Consider the following 22,307-nt stretch of genomic DNA (forward strand, 5'->3'; position numbering starts at 1 on the left):
ATCGCTTCGGGCCTTTTCCTTTTCTCGTCTGGTAAAGGGCGGGGCCCCGAAGGGACCCGCCCCCTTGGTCACGAGGAGTAGGCGCGCTCGCCATGTTCGGCAAGGTCGAGGCCTTCGCGCTCCACGTCCTGCTTCACGCGCAGGCCGATGGTCATGTCGACCAGCTTGTAGAGGATGAACGAACCCACGCCCGAGAAGACCAGTGTGAACAGCACCGCCTTGATCTGTGCCATGATGGCGGTCGAGGCGACATATTCGGCCACCTGCAGGGTGCCGGGCTGGCTCAGGTAGTCCGGGATGCCCGCGCCGCCAAGGGCAGGGTTCACCAGGATACCGGTGGCGATGGCGCCGATGATGCCGCCGATGCCATGCACGCCGAAGACGTCGAGGCTGTCGTCAAGGCCAAGGGCGTTCTTGACATAGGCGACGAACAGGAAGCAGACCGCGCCGGCCACAAGGCCCAGCACCACCGAACCCATCGGGCCTGCAAAGCCAGCGGCCGGGGTGACGGCGACCAGCCCGGCGACAACGCCCGAAACCAGACCCAGAAGCGAGGGTTTGCCCTTCATCGCCCATTCGATGAACATCCAGGCAACGCCACCGGCGCAGGCTGCGACAAAGGTGTTCACGATGGCCAGCGCGGTGATGGCGTTCGATTCGAGGTTGGAGCCGGCATTGAAGCCGAACCAGCCCACGAACAGAAGCGAGGCGCCGATCATGGTCATGGTCAGCGAGTGCGGCGCCATCGACTCTTTGCCGTAGCCTACGCGCTTGCCGAGCACGATGCAGCCGACGAGACCCGCGACACCGGCGTTGATGTGGACGACCGTGCCACCGGCGAAGTCAAGCGCGCCCCAGTTCCACAGCAGACCATTGGCGGCCAGGTTGGCAGCAGCAGCTTCGGCGGCAGCGGTGTCGCCAGCGGCTTCTGCGATCAGCTTGGCGGTCTGTTCCTGCGCGAGGAAGTCGGGGCCGCCCCACCACCAGACCATATGGGCCATCGGGAAGTAGATCAGCGTAACCCACAGGACGATGAAAACCATCAGGGCCGAGAACTTGATCCGCTCGGCAAAGGCGCCGACGATCAGTGCCGGCGTGATGCAGGCAAAGGTCATCTGGAAGGCAATGAAGGTGAACTCGGGCAGATAGACGCCGTTGGTGAAGGTCGCGACTTTCGAGTTCACGTCAACGCCGGCAAGGAACGCCTTGGAGAAGCCGCCCACGAAGGTGTCAAGGCTGCCACCATAGGTAAAGGCCAGCGAATAGCCATAGGTGACCCAGATGATCGCGACGATTGCGCAGATGGCGAAGACCTGGGTCAGCACCGACAGCATGTTTTTCGTCCGCACGAGGCCGCCATAGAACAGGGCGAGTCCCGGTACAGTCATCAGCAGGACCAGAATGGTCGAGATCGACATCCAGGCCACATCGCCGTTGTTCACCGACTGTTCAAAGGTGTAGGGCGCCAGAGGCGCGGCAGCCGCCGTTGCGGCATCCTGCGCCGCAGCGGGCAGGCCGGCAAGCGCGCCAAGCGCCGCAAGACCGGAAAGTTTCATAAGATTTTTCATGGTGTTTGCTTCCCCTTCCACCCTTGTTCTCAAAGCGCGTCGTCGTTCGTCTCGCCGGTGCGGACGCGGACGGCCTGTTCGACATCCAGGACAAAGATCTTGCCGTCGCCGATCTTGTCAGTGCGCGCGGTCGTGCGGATCGTTTCGACCACCTGATCGGCCAGACTGTCAGTGACGACGATCTCCAGTCGCACTTTCGGCACGAAGTTCACGGCATATTCGGCGCCGCGGTAGATTTCGGTATGGCCGGACTGCGAACCGAAGCCCTTGATTTCGGTCACCATCATGCCCCGCACTCCGATGGTGGTCAGCGCCTCGCGGACCTCCTCAAGCTTGAAAGGCTTGATTGCTGCAATGATCAGTTTCACGTGCGTCCCCTTCTCTGGCGGTCGGCCCTTCAGGGGGCCTTGCGGTTGACAGAAGGCGGGGCAAACCGGGTTTGCACAAGAAATCAGCCACGCTCGGAGACTTTCGCAGGGCATAAGTTGCACATTTTTTGCACTACTTTTGCAGAACGCATAAATTTTAAGCTGATCAAGTTTGCGAATCGACCCCGTCGACACTCCACAAACCCGGTGGGTCGCGCTAAAGTTTCCGCCAACAAAAAAGACCATGAACAAGTCCAGGACACAGGCGTATCGGGCATGAGTGAGAGCGGAAACTGGGGCACTCCCCTTGTGGCTGACCGTCGCTATCCGGCGCGGGCCGCGTCAGGCGGTGGCGGCGGTAACGGCAAGCGCAGCGGCGGCAAGAGTGGCGGCGGCACACCACCGCCCCGCAAGCCCGCCCCCCGCAAGCCCGCGCCCCGCAAGCACGGGCTGATCGTTACCATGATCCTTGGGTTGTTCTCTCTGATCTGGCGCATCATCTGGGGTGTCGGCTGGCGCGTCACGGCTGTGCTGGCGCTGATCGTCTTTGGGGCCTCGTTCTACTTCTACCAGCAGCTTCCCCCCGTGACCGACCTTGTCGATGCCCGCGCGCGCGGATCGGTCACGATGCTTGACCGTGACAGTCAGGTCTTCGCCTGGCGCGGCGAGACCTTCGGCGGCATGATCGACGCCGAGCATGTGTCCGAACACCTGCGCAATGCCGTCGTCGCGACCGAGGACAAGCGGTACTACCAGCATTTCGGGATCAGCCCACGCGGCATCGCCAGTGCCGTTCGCATCAACCTGTCCGAGGGTCGCGGCCCGCTTGAGGGCAACGGCGGTTCGACCATCACCCAGCAGGTGGCGAAACTGCTGTGCCTTGGCGTGCAGTACGATCCGGCACAGTGGAAAACGGAAGCCGCCTATGAGGAAGACTGCCGCGCCGGCGGTGTCTGGCGGAAGATCAAGGAGATCCCGTTCTCCTTTGCCATGGAAGCCAAGTATTCCAAGGCCGAGATCCTGACGATCTACTTCAACCGTGCCTATCTGGGTGCAGGCGCCCGTGGGTTCGAGGCGGCAGCGCAGCGCTATTTCGGCAAATCGGCCAATCAGGTGAACCCGGCCGAAGCTGCGATGCTGGCGGGCTTGCTGAAGGCGCCGTCGCGCTATGCGCCGACCAACAACCTCAAGCGCGCGCAGGACCGGGCCAATGTGATCATCGGCCTGATGGAAGAGCAGGACTACCTGACAGCCGAGCAGGCGAACGATGCCCGTGCCCACCCGGCAGAGCTGTCTGAGGCCGCGGCCAAGAACGCGGGCGGCTTCTTTGCCGACTGGGTGATGGAATCCGGTCCCGCCTTCCTGACCAAGGACACGACCGAGGATGTCATCATCCGCACCACGCTGGACCAGCGCCTGCAACGCCAGGCGGAAGAGGCGCTGGAGGCGGTGTTTGCGACCAAGGTGTCGAAAGAGTCAGAGGCGCAGGCAGCGATTGTCGTGATGAGTGCCGATGGCGCGGTGCGCGCCATGGTCGGCGGTCGCAAGACGCAAGGTGCAGGCAGCTTCAACCGTGCGACACAGGCGCTGCGCCAGACCGGATCGACCTTCAAGCCCTTTGCCTATGCGGCTGCGATGGACATCGGCTATACCCCCGCCGACTATGTCGAGGACACGCCGCTGACGATCACCATCAAGGGCTCCGGCCCCTGGACGCCCGAGAACTATGACAAGAAGTTCAAGGGGTTGATCACGCTAACCCAGGCCCTTGCCGAAAGCCGCAACATTCCGGCCGTCCGCATCTCTGAGGCGGTGGGGCGCGATGTGGTGCGGCAGGTCGCCTCGCAATTCGGGCTGAAGAGCGATCTGGCCGCGGGCCCGGCCCTTGCACTTGGCGCCAGCGAAAGCACGCTTCTGGAAATGACCGGCGCCTATGCCGGCATCCTGAATGGCGGCTCGGCGGTCAAGCCCTATGGCCTCATCAGCCTCAAGCTGCAGGGGGATGATACTGAACTTATCGGCCAGGAGGGCGGTATCGGCGAGCGTGTGATCCAGCAGGAGGCGGCCGAATATCTGACCTATATGTTGACGCAGGTGATCGAACGCGGCACCGGCACGCGGGCACGGCTGGGCGATCATCCGGTCGCAGGCAAGACCGGTACGACCAATGCCGCGCGCGATGCCTGGTTCATCGGATTCTCGGCCCATTACGTCGTGGGCGTCTGGATGGGGTACGATGATAACCGCCCGCTGAAAGGAGTGACCGGCGCAGGCCTGCCTGCCGAGATCTGGCATGAGGTGATGGTTCGCATCCACAAGGATGTGCCGCCCACGCCACTTCCGATGAAGGTGCCCGCGCCGAAAACCCGCCCGCAGGGCGGCGTCAGCCCCGGCCAGATGAGTGCCGAGCAAGGTGCCAGCGCAGGCTCGGCCAATGTGCCGGTTGCCAATGCCCCGGCGGATGGGCAGTTCCAGCCGACCGATCCGACGATGCCTGCCCCTGCCCAGCCTGCCCCTGTGCAGCCCGCACCCAGCAGTGGCGATGCCCTGCAGGATGCGCTGCGCGAGGCGCTTGGCGGCTGATCAGCGGAACAGCCCAAGCAGCAGCGGCGCGAGGAAAGCGGTCAGCACTGCATTGAGCCCCATGCCGAGGCCCGCAAAGGCCCCGGCTGTCGGGTGAACCTGAAACGCGCGGGCGGTGCCGATCCCGTGTGCGGCCACGCCGGTCGCAAATCCTCTCGCGCGCCAGTCACGGATGCGCAGGGCATTCAGAAGCGGCGTCGCGAAGATCGCACCGATGATCCCCGTCAGGATCACCAGAACGGCGGTCAGCGTGGGCGATCCGCCCAGACGGTCAGAAATGCCAAGCGCGACTGGCGCGGTCGCCGACTTCGGCGCGATGGAGGCAAGCACCTCGCCATCGATCCCAAAGGCCACGGCGAGGCCGAGGGCCGAGACAACGGCAACCGTCGATCCCGCAAGCAAGGCCACCAGCATGGGCAGAGCCGCGCGGCGCACATGACCCAGATTGTCCCAAAGCGGCAGGGCCAGCGCCACCGTGGCTGGGCCGAGCAGAAAGTGGACGAACTGCGCACCCTCGAAATAGGTCTGGTAAGGCGTGCCCGAAAGCCAGAGCAGGGCCGCCAGCAACAGAACTGCAATCAGCACCGGATTGACGATAGGCCTGCGCCCCGAGGCGCGAAAGCAGGCGTCCCCTACCGCATAGGCGGCCAGCGTCGCCGTCAGCCACAGAAGTGGCCCTTGGGCCAGATAGGACCAGATCTCGGCGAAGTCGGTCATTCCTCAGCCCCCGAACCCGTCAGCCGCGACACCGCGACAAAGGTCAGCGCCCCCGCCGCGATGGCCGCAAGGGTTGATACCAGCAGCACGACCACCAGGGCCGGGCCAAAGGACACGATCTTGTCGAGGTGCCCGACAACCCCGGTTCCTGCTGGCACGAAAAGAAGCGAGAGGTTTCCAAGAATGGTCGTGGCGAGGGGCCGCAGCACCTCGACCAGGGCCGGGAACAGGGCAAAGCCCGCAAGCAGCAAAAGCATGCCCAGAACCGGGCCGGGCAGTGGGGCTCCGGTCAGGCGGGTCAAGGCCTCGCCTCCCAACTGGGCCGAAAGCAGGGTCAAAAGCGCAGGGATCATGGGGCCTCCATCCTATGAGTGCAGACTGCGACGAACCGCGCGCCGCTGGAACCCCTGTTTGCACGGCCCCGCAGGTCAGACTGCGCGGCGGAAGGTCAGGCTGGTAGGGCGGTCAAACCCAGGGTGGCTGGTGGCGCCCACCTGCACAAAACCCAGGGCGCGGAAGGTTTCGTGGTTTTCGGTCAGCTCAATGCGCGTCTGCAACTCCAGCGCGGGCAGCCCAAGCGCCTGAGCCCGCATCTCGGCCAGCGCCATCAGCCTGCGACCAAGACCCTGCCTGCGGGCGCTCGACGCAGTCGCAAGCTTTCCGACGTAAAGCGCATCGGGCTTTGCCGTCAGAAAGACGCAGGCCAGTGGCGGGCGCCCGATCAGCCAGACCTCACCCGTCTCATTTTGAAGGGCGATAGCGTCAGGCGTCAGCAGATGCATCGAGGACGGGGGATCGATCCGACCCTCCATCCCGGCAAAGGCCGCGCGGATCAGGGCAAGAACGTCGGCCGGGTCATCGTCGCCGGTCATCCGGTGGGGGTGTCTGTCGCTGTCCATCCTGAGCTCCGGCTGGGGTGCGCCCAGTGTCATAGCGCGACCAAGGGCGCGTCAAGCACCCAACATCTTGGGGATAACCGATGGTCTTGCAGCATTGCTTGGGGCAACCCGGTTGACTCGGGCCAGTCCCCGACCGACCATACCCCTCCCTTGCAGGAGATTCCCGTTGCGGTTTACCCGCCTTCGACTGAACGGCTTCAAAAGCTTTGTCGATCCGACAGAGCTGGTGATCCATGACGGCCTGACCGGCGTTGTGGGGCCAAACGGCTGTGGCAAGTCGAACCTGCTTGAGGCACTGCGTTGGGTGATGGGCGAGAACCGGCCCACGGCCATGCGCGGTGGCGGAATGGAGGATGTGATCTTCGCAGGCGCTGCCACCCGGCCCGCCCGCCATTTCGCCGAAGTCGCGCTGATCATCGACAATGCCGAACGGCTCGCGCCTTCGGGCTTCAACGACGCCGACCAGCTGGAGGTCGTGCGGCGCATCACCAAGGATGCGGGCTCTGCCTACAAGGCCAATGGCAAGGATGTGCGGGCCCGCGATGTGCAGATGCTGTTTGCCGATGCCTCGACAGGGTCGCAATCCCCTGCACTCGTGCGGCAGGGCCAGATTTCCGAGCTGATCAACGCCAAGCCCAAAGCGCGACGGCGCATCCTCGAAGAGGCGGCGGGCATCTCGGGCCTCTATCAGCGGCGGCACGAGGCCGAATTGCGCCTGTCTGCTGCCGAGCAGAACCTTGCACGCGTCGATGACGTGCTGGAACAGCTGTCGGCACAGCTGTCGCAACTGGCCCGTCAGGCCCGTCAGGCGGCGCGTTATCGCGAGATCGGTGAGGATCTGCGGCGGTCCGAAGGGATGCTCCTGTTCCGGCGCTGGCGCGAGGCCGATCTTGCGCGGGCTGAGGCGGAGGATGCGCTGCGGGCGCGTGTGCTTGCGGCAGCGGCGGCGGAAAAAGCCGCGCGGGTCGCACTGGCTGCGCGCGAGGCGGCTGAGGAACGCCTGCCACCCCGACGCGAGGAAGAGGCCATCGCCGGGGCCGTTCTGCAGCGTCTGGTCGTGGAACGCGATGCCTTGAACGATCAGGAGGCCCGCGCCCGGCAGATGATCGAGACCCTGCAGGGGCGGATCAGCCAGTTGCAGCGCGATATGGAGCGCGAGGCCGGGCTCAATCGTGACGCAGGCGAAACGATCGCACGTCTCGACTGGGAACTGGCGCAGCTTCTGAAGGCGCATGAGGGGCATGACGACAAGCTGGCCGAGGCCGCCGAGGTGGCGCGCGAGGCGGGTGCGATCCTGACGGACCGCGAGGGGCAACTGACCGAACGCACCGAAGACGCGGCGCGTCTGGCCGCGCGGCACCAATCGGCACAGCGGATGCTGACCGAGACTCGCGTCTCGCTGGACCGCGCCGAGGCCGAGGCCGCTCGCGCCCGCGCTGGCGTCGAGACAGCGCAAGAGGCGCTTGCCGAAGCGATCGAGGGGCAAGAGGCCTCCGCGATTGCACAGGAAGAGGCTGCCGAACAGGCGATTGCCGCAGAAGAGGCGCTGGTCGCCGCCGAGGAAGCCCGCGCCGAGGTGCAATCGCGTGAGGCCGAGGCGCGCGCCGTCCGCTCGGCCGCCGAGGGCGAGGCCAATGCTTTGCGGGCCGAGGTTGCCGCGCTGGCGCGGCTGGTCGAACGGGAATCACATGCAGGCGAGCAGCTTCTTGACCGGGTGCAGGTCACGCCCGGGTTCGAGGCAGCCCTTGGTGCGGCTTTGGCCGATGATCTGCGCGCGCCGGAACTTGACGGCGATGGCCGCTCAGGCTGGGCCACGATGCCCCCCTATGACACCGATCAACCCTTGCCGGAAGGGGTGGAGCCCCTTGCAGCGCAGGTCGAGGTGCCAGAGGTGCTGCGCCGTCGTATTGCCCAGATCGGTGTGATCGGCCGCACGGATGCCGCGCGCCTGCAACCCCTGCTGCGCCCCGGCCAGCGGCTTGTGAGCCTTGAGGGGGATCTCTGGCGGTGGGACGGCTTCCGCGCTGGTGCCGAGGATGCGCCGTCTGCGGCGGCCCTGCGTCTGCGGCAGCTTAATCGTCTGGTGCAGCTGAAACGCGACCTCGAAGATGTGGCAGCGCGCGCCGAAGGGGCTCGTCAGGCCCATGAGGCGCTGCAGGCCCGGCTGGCGGATCTGGGGCGCGCGGATCAGATGGCGCGCGATGCCCGTCGCGCCGCCGATGCCCGGATGACCGAGGCGGGCCGGGCATTGGCGCGGGCCGAGGCGGACCGGTCATTGGCCGCAGGACGGCTGGAGGCTGCCCGCCTGGCGGTGTCGCGGTTCGAGGACGAGGCCATGGCCGCCCGCGCCCGTCTTGCCGAGGCCGAGGCCGGTGCAGGCGACCTGCCCGACCTTGAGGGCGTGCGCACCGAGGTGGAACAGCTGAAAATGGCTGTCGAGGCCGCGCGCATCACCATGATGGCCCGCCGCTCGGCTCAGGACGAGGTGCGCCGCGAAGGTGAGGCCCGCGTGCGTCGGCGTCAGGAGGTGCAGAAGGAACTCTCGGGCTGGAAGCACCGACTGGAGACGGCGGAAAAGCGCAGCGCCGAACTGGCCGAGCGCAAGGCCGAGACCGAGGCCGAGCTCGAGGATGCAAGCGCCGTGCCCGAAGAGATCTCCATCCGTCGCGAAGATCTGGCCGAGGCGATTGCCAAGGCCGAGACCCGCCGCGCAGCTGCCGCCGATGCCTTGGCCGAGGCCGAGGGTATGCTGCGCGAGGCCCAGATCGCCGAGCGTGACGCCGAACGTCTGGCCGGTGAAGCGCGCGAGGCCCGCGCCCGCGCCGATGCCCGCGCTGAGGCCGCACGCGAAACGGTCGCCGCAGCGGTCGAGCGGATCCGCGAAGACATGGAGATGACGCCGGCACAGCTTCTTGAAGGTCTGGGCGTCGATCCCGAGGCGATGCCGACGGTCGATCAGCTCGATGCCGATGTCGGCCGGCTGCGCCGTCAGCGCGAGGCATTGGGCGCAGTGAATCTGCGGGCCGAGGAGGATGCCAAGTCTGTTCAGACCGAATACGACACGCTGGCGCAAGAAAAGATCGACCTCGACGAGGCGATCAAGAAGCTGCGCGGCGGCATTCAGGGCCTGAACCGCGAGGGGCGCGAGCGGCTGCTGACCGCGTTCGAGCAGGTGAACGGGTCTTTCGGGACGCTGTTCACCCACCTGTTTGGTGGGGGCGAGGCGCGGCTTGTGCTGGTCGAATCCGACGACCCGCTTGAAGCGGGGCTTGAGATCATGTGCCAACCGCCGGGCAAGAAGCTTTCGACACTCTCGCTTCTGTCGGGGGGAGAGCAGACGCTGACGGCGCTTTCACTGATTTTTGCGGTGTTCCTTGCCAACCCCGCGCCGATCTGTGTACTCGACGAGGTGGACGCCCCCCTTGACGACGCAAACGTTACACGCTTTTGCGACCTTCTGGACGAGATGACGCGGCGGACCGAAACCCGCTTCCTGATCATCACCCACCACGCCGTGACCATGGCCCGCATGGATCGGCTGTTCGGGGTGACGATGCAGGAACAGGGGGTCAGCCAGCTTGTCTCTGTCGATCTGAAGAAGGCCGAGGCGCTGGTGGCATGACATTGGATGACGTGAGAACGGCCTTGGCCGCGACGGGATTCTGCGGGATCGAAGTGGAGGCTGGGGTGGCCTACGCCCGCACCGCCCCGCAAGCGCCCGAATTCCGTGCCGAGGCGACTGACGCGGGATGGCGGCTGGTGTTGCCGTGGAACGTGCGCCCGCCGGCAGCCGCCATTGAAGACTGGAACGCCCGCATGGGGGTGGCGCGGATACAACTGATCGACGGTGAGGCGGCGCTGGTCATGCCGCTGGTCGGTCCCGGGGATCTGACGCGCTGGCAGGGCCTCGCGGCCGAGGCAGAGGCTCATTTCATCCAGTGGCGCCGGGCGCGTCGCCCGGCCGAAGGGATGTAGGGTCAGCCCAGCTTGCGGATCGGATCGCCCAGCCGGATCTCGCCATCGCTCTCGACCGAACAAAGGATGCCGCGCAATCGCAGTTCGGGGTGTCCGGGCGCGGTGATCCAGGCCTTGGCGTCGGCGCCGTAGCGGGCCTTCCACTTGACGCAGCCGTCGTTGAACACATCGCTGACCCGCAGAATGGCGGTGCCCACTTGCAACAGCGTGCCTGTCGGCAGATTTGCTTCGGTCGTGTCCAGATCGGCGATGATCGTATCGCCCGGATGCGGGGTTCCGGCCCGGTCCCGCCAGACCAGATCCATCACCCGCCGCGGCAGGATCGAGACCTGAATACGCGGGTCACCCGACCCGTCAGGCAGTTTGAGCCAAGGGGCGGAGGTGAACCGCTCACCCGGTATGCCTTCGGTGCGTGTAAGTGTCAGGTGGTCTGGAAAGCTGCGCTGGTTGAAGGCGGGGCGAAAGCACAGCTGCAAGACGGGCGCCGCGTCCTTTGGCGCCGCGAGCACATGCGGCAGGGCGGCCATCAACTCGGCCATTGTCGCTTGGTGGGCCGGCTCACTGGCCATCGGTATCTCCGTTCATTTTCGCAATCTTCGCGCGCAGGTTCAGCGTCGCCTCAATCACAAGGCCACGGTCCCTGAGCAGGGCCAAAGCCTCGAGTGTGGCGGTCTGCACATGGTGGTAAAAGGCGTCGATCGTGGCGCCATCGGCGGCAGCAAGAAAGGTCTGCAATTCCGGCTTCAGCACATAGGCGCCGCGCGCAAGGCGGAACGGCAGACGGGCGCGCCATGCAACAGGGTCTTGCGCGTGGAAATGCAAAAGCGCCAGATCCGCCGAGGCAGGCCCTTGCGGCACCCGCTCACCGTTCAGCCGTGCGCCATGCAGCCAGGGGCGCAGATCCGCGATCCCGGTGCGGAAAAAGCACTTGCCGATGGCATGTGACAGTACACCTGCCGGCAGAAGTTCCGCATAGCGACCAAAGACCGCCGCGCGGGCTTCCGCATGGGCAGGCCCGGCAAGCGCCTGGCGAAAGTGCCGGGCGGTGAAGATATCATCCGCCACAGCAGGATCATGCAGCGCCTCGAACGGGGCCACGCGCAGGATCGGCCGGCGGCGCGGCACAGCGCGCAGAATCTCGGCTACCGGGCGGTCAGGCAGCAGGAATTCGTCAACGTCGATGTGCAAGAGCCAGTCTTCGCGGGCGTCGCAGTAGCAGGCCTGTGCGTTCATCGACTGACGTTCCTGATGCCTGTCGGGTCGATGGCCGTTCTGCCCTTGCCAATGGTCCAGATCGCAGGCGATGGCTTCGACCCCGGCAATGGGCCGAATGGCCGTCAGGGCCGGGTCTGCGGGATCATCGAAGTATAGCCGGATGCGCGCCGGGTGCAGCGTCAAGTGATGCGCCACAAAGGCCAGCACCTGATCGACGGGCGCATTGACCGTGGCGACAATGGCCCAGCTTGCCATGGTCTAGGCCAGTGCCATGGCCGCGGTGACGGCCAACATCAGCCCCCAGGTGCGCCAGAGCGCGGTGCAGGCGGCGTCGATCTCGGCAGGGCCAGGATCGCGGCGGCCCTCGGGGTAAACCCAGGGAAACGCGCGCATCTCGCCGCTGTAGCTCCGCGGGCCAGAGAGCGAGATGCCCAGAACCACCGCCATCGCGGCCTCGGGCCAGCCCGCGTTGGGCGAGCGGTGCAGCGGGGCATCCCGCAGGATCACCCCTTTGGCATCGGGCCGCCAATGCGCCAGCGCCAGCAAAAGCGCGGTCAGCCGCGCCGGGATTAGGTTCAACAGGTCATCGAACCGTGCGGCGGCCCAGCCGAATTCCTCGTGCCGGGGGGTGCGGTGGCCGATCATGCTGTCGGCGGTATTGGTGATCTTGTAAAGCATCAGGCCCGGCAACCCCGCGACCAGATACCAGAACAGGGGCGCGACCACCCCGTCGGACAGGTTCTCGGCCGCGCTTTCGATGGCGGCGCGGGCCACGGCGGGTGCGTCCATGTTGGCCGTGTCGCGACCGACGATGCGGGCCACCTGACGGCGCCCCTCGGGCAGGGACTGCCGCAGGCCATCTGCCACGGCGCGGACGTGATCGACCAGACTGCGCTGCGCCAGAAGGACCGCGACGACGACGATCTCGATCACCCCGAAGTCGGGCAGCGCATGGATAAGCCCCCCCAGCAGGATCGCCCCGGCCGCAAGCAGCACCATAGCGAGCACGCCCTTGGCGCGGCGTGTGCCCCCCTGGTTCAGGCGCTTGTCCATCCAGCCCACGGCCCTTCCCATGAGGACGGCCGGATGCGGCCAGCGGTCCCAGAGCCATCTGGGCTCACCGAAAACGGCGTCGAGCAGCATGGCTGGCAACGCGAGGAGCGCGGTCATGCTGCCGTCTCCGTCATCGTGGCAAGGGCCTGTTCCAGCCGATCCCAGCCGTGTGCGGGTGGCAGACCAAGCCGCAGCCATGTGCCGCTATAGGGGAAGATGCGGCTCCAAATGCGCTGCCGGGCAAGCCGGTCTTGCCAGAGCGCGGCGTCCTCCACCTGATAGAGACGGAAGAGCGTCGTCCCGCCGACAAGGCGCGCACCGCGTGCGCAGACCATCGCATCAAGCCGCGTGGCATCCTGCGCAAGGCGTGCCCGCGTTGTCTCGGCCCAGACGAGATCCGACAGGGCTGCCGCCCCGATCGCCAGGGCCGGGCCCGACACCGCCCAGGGCCCGATCATGTCGGCCAGTCGGCCGTTTGGGCCGCGCAAGGTTTCGGGATGACCAATCGCAAAGCCAAGTCGCATCCCGGCCAACCCCCAGAACTTGCCAAAGCTCTTCAGGACCAGCGTTCCGGGGTAAGCGGTGCGGGCGATCATGCTCGTCTCAGGGGCGATATCGCCAAAGCTTTCGTCCACGACGGTCAGTTGCGTACCACGGACGCTTTCAGGCCAGAGCTTTCCATCAGGATTGTTCGGATGGACATGCACATGGACCGGGGCTGTGGCGTCGGTCACCGGGAGCCCTGCGTTGTGAAAGGCGCGGGCATGTTCGTTGTAGGTAGGACCCGGAACATATGCGGGCGCGGGACACAGGGCCGGGATGCGTGCGATCAATGCCGAGGCGCCGGGCGCCGCGACAACCTCGGCCGCGTCGGGCACACGCCAAAACCTGCGTGCCGCTGCCAGCAGCGATCCGAGTGCCGCGCTGTCGGGCAGGGCAGTCCAGGCATCGGCGGGGAGCGCCGCAATCGGATAGGGCTCCGGATTGATACCGGTCGACAGATCGATCCAGTCGGATCTTGCGCCACCATACTGCCGTGCCGCGGCGTCGATCCCTCCGCCGTGATCTGCAGTTTGTGCCATGCGCCTTCCCCCGTCTTGTTGCGCCAAGAATGCCGATCCGCGACGTAAGCGCAACCACTCTCCCGGACACACCGCAGCCAATCGCAAGCCTGCATGTCGCAAGCCTGTCGCGGTGTGTCGTCTGGTTGTCTTGATTTTTCGTCACATTGGCAGAGACTTGAACTTATTGCTTTAGAGATTCGGTGTTCTTTAGGGGGTTTCGACATGTTGGAACATTTGACGGATGAGATTCGTGACGGGCTGGGACTGGCCCGGCAACGCAAGGCACGGCGGTCGCGCCTGCGGGTTCAGTTCGGCGATGCCTTCTATCCGGTTCTGGGGTTGACGGAGTCGACACTCGTCTTTGCGGCTGACACCCTTCCCCGGTTGCGCGGCTGCGTCGACGTGTTTGACGGTGCGCGTCATATCCTGCAGGGGCTTGTAATTGCGGCGCAGGCCGAGGGCGGCTTGATCACCTGCGCCTTCAAGCGGCGTAATGTGGTCAGCGAGACGCCTCCTGCGGACTATCTGCGTGACCCTGATGCGCCGGTGGGGCTCCTGCCTCGGCACTAGACTGTCGTGCTGCATCCGTGCGCCGGGATGTGTTAAAGATCGAGCATGATTGATCGTTTTCCGGCCCGTCTTGCGATTGTCCATATGCTGCCTGCAGTTGCGGCGGCCCATGGCGTTGATCATCGCCAGATCCTTGCAAGCGTCGGGGTTGACGGCGGCGATGACGGCTGGGCGAACGGGGTGGTGGCGCGCGCGCGTATCGCCGAGGTCTTGGCAACTCTGGCACGGCGTACCGGAGATGCCATGATCGGGCTCGATCTCGCGCGTGCCGCCGATCCCGGTGCGCTTGGTCCGCCGGGGCTTGCGCTTGGGGCGGGGCGGACGCTCGGCCAGTCTCTCATGTCCCACATCCGTCAGATGCCGGCGCTGCAGGGTGGTGTCTCCTACCGGCTGGAGCGGAGCGGGGCGTCGGCACGGCTGACGCACCGCCTGTGGGGCGGAACCGCCGAAGAGGCGCGCGTGTTGAACGAGGGGGTGGCAGGTTTCATCGTGGGCGCCATTCGCGGCATTCTGGGCGATGATTGCGCCGCGCTGCATGTCACGCTGCCGCACCGTCCTTTGGCCTGTACGCGCGATTATGACGACAGGCTGGGCGCTGCCGTAACGTTCCGCGCAGGCGACGGCATCGTGATCGAGTTTGATGCGGCGCTTCTTGACCAGCCGAACTGTCGTCTCGCGGATGGGCCGGGCGGGCCCGCACTGCCCCTCGATCGCGACAGCGGGCGGATCGAGGATGAGGCGCTGATCACCGCGCTCGACCTCCTGTTCGTCCCCGCAGCCATGGCGGGGCAGGTTTCCGTCGAATGCGCGGCGCGCGCGCTTGGGCTTTCGCCCCGCAGCTTGCAGCGCCGGCTTGCCGCCCTTGGCACCAGCTATGAGCGCCAGCTCGACGACTGGCGGCACAGATCTGCCCGGCAGGCACTTGTCGGGGGCGAGACCCCGATCCAGACCATTGCGCGGGGTCTTGGCTACGCCGATGCTTCGCATTTCATTCGTGCATTCCACCGGTGGGAAGGCAGCGCACCTGCCGAATGGCGCAAGACGCGGCGGGCCGATCCTCTCTGAACTGTGAATCTGCGCCTGGGTTTGGCGTGAAATGGCAATTGAGGGGTGCGTGGCGCTGTCTTAGCCTTCTGCGCATGCAAGGCAGAGGGGGCGATACGCGCAAGGCAGCTGATCAGGGGTGGGGGGATTGCCCGAAGCACGCCTGCGCCTGCCCCCTCTGCAATCGAACCACCGGGTTTGCCCCGCAGCGGGAACGGCGCCTTTGACTGGATACCCGAATGCGATTATCCCGAAAATCCCCTGCATCTGGCGCAGCGCGCTGCCTTGTCTCCGCAGATCTTCTCCTTAGATCGGCGGTTGCCGACCAACTTGCCCGCACTTGAACATGAGGCATCCATGAACGACCTTTCCAATGAAGCCGGTGACCCGACCCGCCGTGATGTGCTTGCCGGAGCCGCGGGCTTTCTGGCCGCGATCACTGGGCTTGCGGTGCTGGCTGACCCTGCCCGCGCGCAGGCTGTGCGCAAGCCGCATATCGTCTATATCCTCGCCGATGATCTGGGCTTTGCCGATGTGGGATTCCACGGATCGGACATCGCGACCCCGAATATAGACCGTCTGGCCGCCGAAGGGGCGCGGCTCACGCAGTTTTACACGCAACCGCTCTGCACGCCGACCCGCGCGGCTCTGATGACGGGCCGCTGGCCGCTGCGCTACGGGTTGCAGACGGGGGTTATCCCTTCGGGTGCGGTCTACGGGCTTGACCTGAAGGAACGGATTCTGCCGCAGATCCTGAAAGACGTGGGCTATTCGACGGCGCTGGTCGGCAAATGGCATCTTGGGCATGGTGACCGCGCGCTTTGGCCGATGCAGCGGGGCTTTGACTATTTCTACGGCCCGCTGGTCGGCGAGATCGATCACTTCAAGCATGAGGCCCATGGCGTCACCGACTGGTATCGTGGCAACGAACTTCTGGTCGAAGAGGGATATGACACCGACCTTTTCGGCGCTGATGCCGTCCGCATGATTGGTGCGCATGACGCCTCTGTGCCGCTCTTCCTCTATCTCGCCTTCACTGCGCCGCATACGCCCTATCAGGCGCCGGACCAGTGGCTCGAAAAATATGCCCATATCGAGGATAGCCAGCGTCGTGCCTATGCTGCGATGATCTCGGCGATGGATGACCAGATCGGGCAGGTCGTGGCCGCACTGGAGGCAGCCGGCATGCGTGAGGATACGTTGATCGTCTTTCACAGCGACAATGGCGGCACGCGCAACAAGATGTTTACCGGGGAGTCTGCGGTCGCGGGCGATCTGCCGCCCCGCAATGACCCGCTGCGCGAGGGCAAGGGCTCGCTCTATGAAGGGGGCACGCGCGTCGTGGCGCTGGCCAACTGGCCCGGACGCATCACCCCTGGCGAGACACAAGGCCCCATGCATGTGGTCGACATGCTGCCGACGCTTGCGGGACTTGCCGGTGCTGGCCTGACCGGAACCCAACCGCTTGACGGGGTCGATGTCTGGCAGACCGTTTCGGGCGGGCAACCCTCACCGCGTCAGGACATGGTCTACAACGTCGAACCCACACAAGGCGCACTGCGGGTGGGGGACTGGAAGCTGCACTGGATCCCGGCGCTGCCGCCGATGATCGAGCTGTTCGATCTTGCGAAAGATCCGGGCGAGACGACCAACGTCGCGGATGAACATCCCGAGGTCGTCGCCGATCTGCAGGACCGCGTGATCGAACTGGCCCGCAGCATGGCTCCGCCCCTGTTCTATGGCAACGCGCTGGCCGCCACGCTATCGGCCCCTCTGGCCACGCCGACGGATCCGTGATCGGCGTTTGATGATCGCCGGGGCTGCCAACGGGCGGGGCAAAACGCCTGCCAGAAGGCGGCCCCTCCTCCGCGATTCACGCTATTGAATGAATGTCGCTGGCGAGCAGCGCCCTCTCTGACTGACCGTCGGTCAGACAGGGCCGCATCGGCCAAGCCCCAATAGAACAGCCTTCATGGGCTGTTTTCTGACATTTCTCACCCCCGCAGAGCCACGGCGCGCCGTGCGGCTTTGGTTCGGGCCCTGTCCAGCGGCGCATAAATGGGTCGCTTCGGGGGCCAAGCGTTCAGGTCCATCGTCATCGGTGATGGACGCGCCGCAAAAGAATCAATCGGCAGGTGAAATATTCATCCATCTGGCTGATGCCCGGCATGGGACGATTCCGCAGACTGAAGGGGAACCAGAAGCAGTGCGCTGCGGTTCGAACATTCCCTCCCGGTTCTTCAGAACCGCTGTTCATGTCATCGAAGGAGTATTTCATGCGTACCCAGCTTAGCCAGCTTCTCCGCCGTTTCGCCCGCGATGATCGCGGCGTCACGCTTGTCGAATACGGCATTGCCCTGATCCTCGCGATCGCCGTGGGTACCACGGCACTGACCAACCTCGGTGACGAGGTTGAGGACCAGATGGGAGATGCAGAAACCCTGATGGCAGACGGTTGATCTTCATCTGTCTGCCGGCCGGCCCGCTCAACCCCGTTGCGGGCCGGTTATCCCTCTAGTCCGGAGTAGCCGTCATGGGTTTGCGTTCCCTTCTTGTCGCCGTCGCCGGGGTCGCGCTGGCCGGGGCCTCGGCCTATGCGACGCGCGAGTATCTAGCGCCGGGCACGGCAACCGCGGCGCCCGAGCGGGGCCCCGATCTGGTTTCTCTGGTGGTGGCAGGCGCGGACATTCCGCTGGGTCAACCCATCGTGCCGCAGGTGCTTTCCACCATCCCCTGGCCGCGCGAGGCCTTTCCCCCCGGCGCCTTCCGCAATCCAGAGAATCTGTTGCCCGCGCAGGGTGAGCAGCCACGCCGCGCGACCTACAACATCGCCAAGGGGGATATCCTGCTTGCGTCCAAGGTGTCCGGCTTTGGCGACAAGGTGACCATCGTTCAGGCGCTTGGCCCGAACCTGCGCGCCATGGCGATCAAGGTGGGGGCAGAGACGGCAGTGGGCGGGTTCGTCACCCCCGGAGATACGGTCGATATCGTGCTGACACAGGGCCGCGAGGCTGACCTGAGTGCCGTGACCATCCTGCAGAACATCCGGGTTCTGGGCGTTGATCAGGACGCCGATGTCAAACGCGACCAGCCCGAAGTGGCCCGGACAGTCACCGTCGAGGTCACGCCCGCGCAGGGCCAGATCCTCGCACTGGCCCAGCAGGCCGGAACATTGCGCCTGTCACTGCGCGCGCTTGACGAAGCCAAGGACACCGAGCTGCGCGCCGTCAAACTGGGCGACCTTCTCGAAGCTCCCGAACCCGTCGCAGCTGCCCCGACAGAGGCACCGAAGGTGAACCGCATCAAGGTTCGCCGCGCGAACGAGGTCGAGGTCGTCGAGCTCAACTGATTGCTACAAGTCGTTGTTTTCAAATGCGCCCCCTGCGTCGGGTGGCCGCGTCTCGCTTTATCGGGTTCATGCCATGTCAGTTGCCCATATCAAAGCATTTGCCAAGGACGAACATGGCACGGTCCTTGTGTTCTGGGCCATGTCCCTCGCGGTCATGCTGGGCTTTGTCGCGCTGTCCTTTGACTTTGGCCGCATCGCGTCAACCAAATCCGAATTGCAGGCCTTTGCCGATCACGTGGCCCTCGCGGCCGCGGGCGAACTGGACGGTCAGGACGATGCGATCACCCGTGCCCAGGCTGCCGCAGCCGACATGATTACCGACCGGCAGACCTTTGGGGCAGGCGGCCAGACGCTGGATGTGATCGACTATACCTTGACCTTCCTCTCGGCCCTGCCAGACGGCGATACCGAAGCGCTGACCGACATCACGACGGACCCGGTCGATGCTCTGTACGTGCAGGCAACTGTGGCGCCACGCAATGTGGACACGCCCTTTGCCGATGCGCTGTTCGGTCTGCGCGGGGGTGTTGCGCCCGAGGCAAACGTGGGCGCGACGGCTGTCGCGGGCTTTACCCAATACGCCTGCGACATCACCCCATTGATGTTTTGCTTGCCAAGTCCCGGCTACAAGGCAGACGAAAATGTGGGCGATCTGATCCGGCTCAGGTCAGGCGGCAGTGGGGCCGCCTGGGGCCCCGGTGACTTCGGTTTTCTGGACCCCGACAAGGAAGAGGTCGATCCAACCGGCCCCTGCGCAGGACTATCGGGCAATCGGCTGGATGCCTGCCTGATCGGCGCGGAACGCAGCATCACCCGTTGTTTCGCGCAGCGCGGCGTTGACACAGAGCCCGGCCAGAAGGTTGGCATCGAGGACGCGATCTTCAATGTGCGCTTCGACATCTACAAGGCGACGATGAACGGTCGTCGCAACGACCCGAATTATCGCCCCGCGCCGAATGTCATCAAGGGCATCGTGCCCCGCAGTGGTGGTGCCTGCATTGGCAACAGCGAGCGGGTGTCTCCTGATACCATGGGACTGCCGCGGGACGATTGCTTTGCCTCCGGGTCCTGCTCGCGCTTTGGTGACGGCAACTGGAGCGCAGGCCGCACGGCCTATGTCGCCACAAACTATGATGGCGCAGGTCCAATCGTTCCGGCGGGCGCCACGCGCTACGAATACTACCTGGCCGAAATCGCGGCGGCAGGTGGCCCCGGATCGCGTGCCGCAATCCTGACAGACCGCGCTGAAACGGGCCGTGCATCCTGTGCGCCCGCTGCCTCGCCTGACCCGGAACGCCGGATTGTGGTCGCAGCCGCAATCGACTGCACCGCGCATCCCGTCAGCGGGCGGACGACAAACATCCCCGTTGAAGAGTTCTTCCGCCTGTTTCTGACAGAGCCCGTGGGGCAGGACGCAAGCTCACCCCCACGACTTGATTTGTGGGTCGAGGTGGTCGGATCGGCGCAAGGCAATGGCGGATCGGGTGGGAACGGAGGGATCGTCCATGACGTCGTCCAGCTCTTCCGCTGAACATCGCCCCAAGGGCCTTGGCCTGAGCCGCTTCTGGCGTTCTGAGCGCGGCGCGATCCTCGTCGAGTTCGCGTTGGTCCTTCCGATGATGCTTTTGGTATTCGCTGTCATCGTCGAGGGCAGCCGGATGATGTGGTCCTATCAGGCGGCGATTTCTGGCGTGCGTGATGCAACGCGCTATCTGGCGCGTATCCTGCCATCGGATATCTGCGCAAGCGGCGGGACGGCAGACAGCTATGCCGGCACGATCACCGCCATCGTCGACCGCAGCATCTCTGGTGGGTCAGTCGTGCCGGGCGGGATCACGATTCAGACTGTCACACCGTCATTCACTTGCCACGAAGGCAGCTATCGCGGCGGCAATGTTGCGGTGGCGGAGGTGGCAGCCCAGGTCGAGATCACATTCCCGCTGGTCCGTGTGTTGCAGTTCTTTGGCGCAGCGTCCGAGCGCTTTACGACCACGATCACCGACAGATCACGGGTGTTTGGCGCATGAGACAGAAACCCATGCTCAGTCTGCTTTACAGGGTCATGCGGGACGAGCGCGGCGGCGTTCTGGTTGAGCTTGCCATGGTTCTGCCGGTGTTTCTCTTGCTTTTGTTCGGTCTGATCGACTTTGGCCGCATGGGCTATGAATACGTCATGGCCAGCAAGGCAACCAACGTTGCCGCGCGTCTGGCCGTCGCGCGCCCGCCTGTTTGCCCCGGCGTCGCAGAGCGCAACGAGCGCGGATCAACCGGCGCGCTTCCGGTGCCGCCACGCTTCGGCACGGCCTGCGGATCTGCCGCAGGGGTCTGCGCCGCCCCCGCAACGGTGACGTGCCTCGCCTCGCTGGATGATCCGACCGTGACCGAGATCTGGGGGCGGATCGAGGGGCTGATGCCCGGCTATGCCGCGCCAGAGAACCTGCGCTTCAGCTATAGCGCAGACCAGAACCTCGGCTTTCTCGGCGGGCCCTATGTCCCGGTCGTCACGGTCGAGGTGGTCGATCTTGATTTCCGTTTCGCATCACCGCTCGGCGCGCTGTCCAGCTTTGCCGGCGGCGATTGGGCAGGTTTTTCACCCACCATTCCATTCCCGGCCATGAGCAGTTCGCTGCCGGCGGAAGATCTTGCATTGGGAGAGGCCGGATGAGTGCGCTTTTTGACGAAAGGAACGATCCGATGCCGAACGTTCAGTCGATGCTTGTCGTCACGCGTGACGGGGCGCTGACAGAGGGTCTGGACCACGTCGAGACGACTGGCAAGCCGATCAGCCTGACGGCCGAAACCGGTCACCTCGCCAGACTGAACGGTCGCGTTCAACAAATGGCGCGCGACAAGGATGTGATTGTTGTCCAGACCGACCCGCACGATCCCGACGACATCGCGGCGCTGCGCGTCCTTGTGCGGTCCAAGCGGCCCGGAGCGTCAGTCGTCGCGCTGGCCGACGAAAACCTTTCGCTTGCCGATGTGCAGCTTCTGAATGATGCGGGTGTCGAGCGGGTACTGCCTGTTCCTCACTCGGCGGACGCGCTTGTGTCAGAGCTGTCCCGCATTGGCGCGGCGCGCCAGGTGACAAGTCCAGTCGCATCGACCCCATCGAAGGCGGCAGGCCGCATTATCGCAACGCTGCCCGCGCGGGGTGGCATTGGCGCCACGACGCTTTCGGTGAACCTGGCAGAAAGCCTTGCCGCGCCACGTGGTTTCGGCCGTTCAAAGACCCGTGCGAAGGTGGCTCTGGTCGATCTTGACCTGCAGTTCGGGTCAGTCGGATCGATGCTCGATCTGCCCGAACATGATGCGCTGGCACGTCTGGCGGGTGAGGGTACGCTGCCCGACGTCACCTTTCTGCGGCAGGCGATGTTGGACCACCCATCAGGTCTGCGCGTCATGCCCGCGCCGTCGACCTTTGTCCCTCAGGATGCGCTTGGCGTGGCGCAGGTCGCCGCCATCATCGATGTGCTGCGTACCGAGTTCGATTACGTGGTGATCGATCTTCCCCATGCCGTGGCGCGCTGGATAGAGCCCGTGATCTCAGCCGCGGATATGGTGCTGCTGGTAGCTGACCTCTCGGTGCCTGTCGTGCGGCAAGGCAGACGGCTGACCGAACTTCTGACTGCAGACAACCCGTCCGTTCCCCTGCGTCTTGTCGCCAGCCGTGAGGACAAGCCCATGTTCCGCTCGTCCACCCAGCGTGAGGCAGAGCGCGCGCTTGAACGCCCTGTCTGGGCCTGGCTTCCGCCCGATCCGAAACATGCACGCGCCGCCGCCGATCAGGGCCGTCCCCTCAGGGCAGTTGGTGGTGTTTTGTCAAAGGCAATCAACCGTTTGGCACGGCAGGTCGAGCGCGAGCTCAACACGTCGTCCGCAGTAGCGAAAGGGGTCTGAGC

The 22,307-nt window shown here is 65.1% G+C and carries 21 protein-coding genes; 12 read left to right on the forward strand and 9 right to left on the reverse strand.

Annotated elements, in window-relative coordinates; translation table 11 throughout:
- Window positions 1–68: 68 nt before the first annotated feature.
- Window positions 69–1,568, reverse strand: a complete 1,500-nt coding sequence (locus FQU74_RS17630; RefSeq protein WP_146287795.1) for an ammonium transporter — start codon at window positions 1,566–1,568, stop codon at window positions 69–71.
- A 29-nt stretch (window positions 1,569–1,597) separates the two neighbouring features.
- The gene (locus FQU74_RS17635; RefSeq protein WP_146287796.1) at window positions 1,598–1,936 is read right to left on the reverse strand and encodes a P-II family nitrogen regulator; all 339 of its coding nucleotides are present in this window, start codon (window positions 1,934–1,936) and stop codon (window positions 1,598–1,600) included.
- Window positions 1,937–2,212: 276 nt separating this feature from the next.
- Between FQU74_RS17635 and FQU74_RS17640 the strand changes: the two genes are divergently transcribed.
- On the forward strand, window positions 2,213–4,519 hold the full coding sequence (locus tag FQU74_RS17640; RefSeq protein WP_146287797.1) for a PBP1A family penicillin-binding protein: 2,307 nt from the start codon (window positions 2,213–2,215) through the stop codon (window positions 4,517–4,519).
- Here the strand turns inward: FQU74_RS17640 and FQU74_RS17645 are convergent, their stop codons facing one another.
- From FQU74_RS17645 to FQU74_RS17655, 3 genes are all read right to left on the reverse strand, one after another.
- Entirely contained in the window at window positions 4,520–5,236 is a 717-nt protein-coding gene (locus FQU74_RS17645) for an LrgB family protein (protein ID WP_146287798.1), read from the reverse strand.
- Entirely contained in the window at window positions 5,233–5,589 is a 357-nt protein-coding gene (locus tag FQU74_RS17650; RefSeq protein WP_146287799.1) for a CidA/LrgA family protein, read from the reverse strand. Before FQU74_RS17650 ends, FQU74_RS17645 begins: the two co-directional genes overlap by 4 nt.
- Before the next feature lie 75 nt (window positions 5,590–5,664).
- On the reverse strand, window positions 5,665–6,108 hold the full coding sequence (locus tag FQU74_RS17655) for a GNAT family N-acetyltransferase (RefSeq protein ID WP_146287839.1): 444 nt from the start codon (window positions 6,106–6,108) through the stop codon (window positions 5,665–5,667).
- A gap of 193 nt (window positions 6,109–6,301) precedes the next feature.
- Here FQU74_RS17655 and smc point away from each other — a divergent pair, with 193 nt between their 5' ends.
- Window positions 6,302–9,757 (forward strand): chromosome segregation protein SMC, encoded by a 3,456-nt coding sequence (gene smc, locus FQU74_RS17660; RefSeq protein ID WP_146287800.1) that lies wholly within the window; start codon window positions 6,302–6,304, stop codon window positions 9,755–9,757.
- Window positions 9,754–10,110, forward strand: a complete 357-nt coding sequence (locus FQU74_RS17665; protein WP_146287801.1) for a hypothetical protein — start codon at window positions 9,754–9,756, stop codon at window positions 10,108–10,110. Before smc ends, FQU74_RS17665 begins: the two co-directional genes overlap by 4 nt.
- A gap of 2 nt (window positions 10,111–10,112) precedes the next feature.
- On the opposite strand, the gene FQU74_RS17670 is transcribed toward FQU74_RS17665, so the two are convergent.
- Genes FQU74_RS17670 through FQU74_RS17685 form a run of 4 tightly spaced genes read right to left on the reverse strand, consistent with a single transcriptional unit; the run spans window position 10,113 to window position 13,460 of the window.
- On the reverse strand, window positions 10,113–10,679 hold the full coding sequence (locus FQU74_RS17670) for an MOSC domain-containing protein (RefSeq protein ID WP_146287802.1): 567 nt from the start codon (window positions 10,677–10,679) through the stop codon (window positions 10,113–10,115).
- A complete protein-coding gene (locus FQU74_RS17675; protein WP_146287803.1) occupies window positions 10,669–11,580 on the reverse strand; it encodes a glycosyltransferase family 2 protein in 912 nt (303 codons plus the stop codon). The genes FQU74_RS17670 and FQU74_RS17675 overlap by 11 nt, the downstream gene beginning before the upstream one ends.
- A gap of 3 nt (window positions 11,581–11,583) precedes the next feature.
- Window positions 11,584–12,495 carry an adenosylcobinamide-phosphate synthase CbiB gene (gene cbiB, locus FQU74_RS17680; RefSeq protein WP_146287804.1) on the reverse strand — a complete coding sequence of 304 codons (912 nt, stop codon included), beginning with the start codon at window positions 12,493–12,495 and terminating at the stop codon, window positions 11,584–11,586.
- Complete coding sequence (locus FQU74_RS17685) at window positions 12,492–13,460, reverse strand: threonine-phosphate decarboxylase (protein WP_146287805.1); 969 nt, start codon at window positions 13,458–13,460, stop codon at window positions 12,492–12,494. The genes cbiB and FQU74_RS17685 overlap by 4 nt, the downstream gene beginning before the upstream one ends.
- Before the next feature lie 204 nt (window positions 13,461–13,664).
- Between FQU74_RS17685 and FQU74_RS17690 the strand changes: the two genes are divergently transcribed.
- From FQU74_RS17690 to FQU74_RS17730, 9 genes are all read left to right on the forward strand, one after another.
- Window positions 13,665–14,012 carry a hypothetical protein gene (locus tag FQU74_RS17690; RefSeq protein ID WP_146287806.1) on the forward strand — a complete coding sequence of 116 codons (348 nt, stop codon included), beginning with the start codon at window positions 13,665–13,667 and terminating at the stop codon, window positions 14,010–14,012.
- 45 nt (window positions 14,013–14,057) lie between these two features.
- Window positions 14,058–15,077, forward strand: a complete 1,020-nt coding sequence (locus tag FQU74_RS17695; protein ID WP_146287807.1) for an AraC family transcriptional regulator — start codon at window positions 14,058–14,060, stop codon at window positions 15,075–15,077.
- A gap of 336 nt (window positions 15,078–15,413) precedes the next feature.
- Window positions 15,414–16,853, forward strand: coding sequence for an arylsulfatase (locus tag FQU74_RS17700; protein WP_146287808.1), 1,440 nt, complete (start codon window positions 15,414–15,416; stop codon window positions 16,851–16,853).
- A 479-nt stretch (window positions 16,854–17,332) separates the two neighbouring features.
- A complete protein-coding gene (locus tag FQU74_RS17705) occupies window positions 17,333–17,515 on the forward strand; it encodes a Flp family type IVb pilin (RefSeq protein WP_146287809.1) in 183 nt (60 codons plus the stop codon).
- 74 nt (window positions 17,516–17,589) lie between these two features.
- A complete protein-coding gene (gene cpaB, locus FQU74_RS17710) occupies window positions 17,590–18,405 on the forward strand; it encodes a Flp pilus assembly protein CpaB (RefSeq protein ID WP_146287810.1) in 816 nt (271 codons plus the stop codon).
- A 73-nt stretch (window positions 18,406–18,478) separates the two neighbouring features.
- A complete protein-coding gene (locus FQU74_RS17715; RefSeq protein WP_146287811.1) occupies window positions 18,479–19,936 on the forward strand; it encodes a pilus assembly protein TadG-related protein in 1,458 nt (485 codons plus the stop codon).
- Window positions 19,911–20,432 (forward strand): TadE/TadG family type IV pilus assembly protein, encoded by a 522-nt coding sequence (locus FQU74_RS17720; RefSeq protein ID WP_146287812.1) that lies wholly within the window; start codon window positions 19,911–19,913, stop codon window positions 20,430–20,432. Before FQU74_RS17715 ends, FQU74_RS17720 begins: the two co-directional genes overlap by 26 nt.
- A gap of 11 nt (window positions 20,433–20,443) precedes the next feature.
- Window positions 20,444–21,070: a TadE/TadG family type IV pilus assembly protein gene (locus FQU74_RS17725; RefSeq protein ID WP_146287813.1), complete on the forward strand. Its 627-nt coding sequence runs from the start codon at window positions 20,444–20,446 to the stop codon at window positions 21,068–21,070.
- Window positions 21,067–22,305 (forward strand): CpaE/TadZ family protein, encoded by a 1,239-nt coding sequence (locus tag FQU74_RS17730; protein ID WP_146287814.1) that lies wholly within the window; start codon window positions 21,067–21,069, stop codon window positions 22,303–22,305. The genes FQU74_RS17725 and FQU74_RS17730 overlap by 4 nt, the downstream gene beginning before the upstream one ends.
- The last annotated feature ends 2 nt before the right edge of the window (window positions 22,306–22,307 follow it).

It is taken from the genome of Gemmobacter aquaticus (assembly GCF_007859075.1).
GTDB lineage: Bacteria > Pseudomonadota > Alphaproteobacteria > Rhodobacterales > Rhodobacteraceae > Gemmobacter > Gemmobacter aquaticus.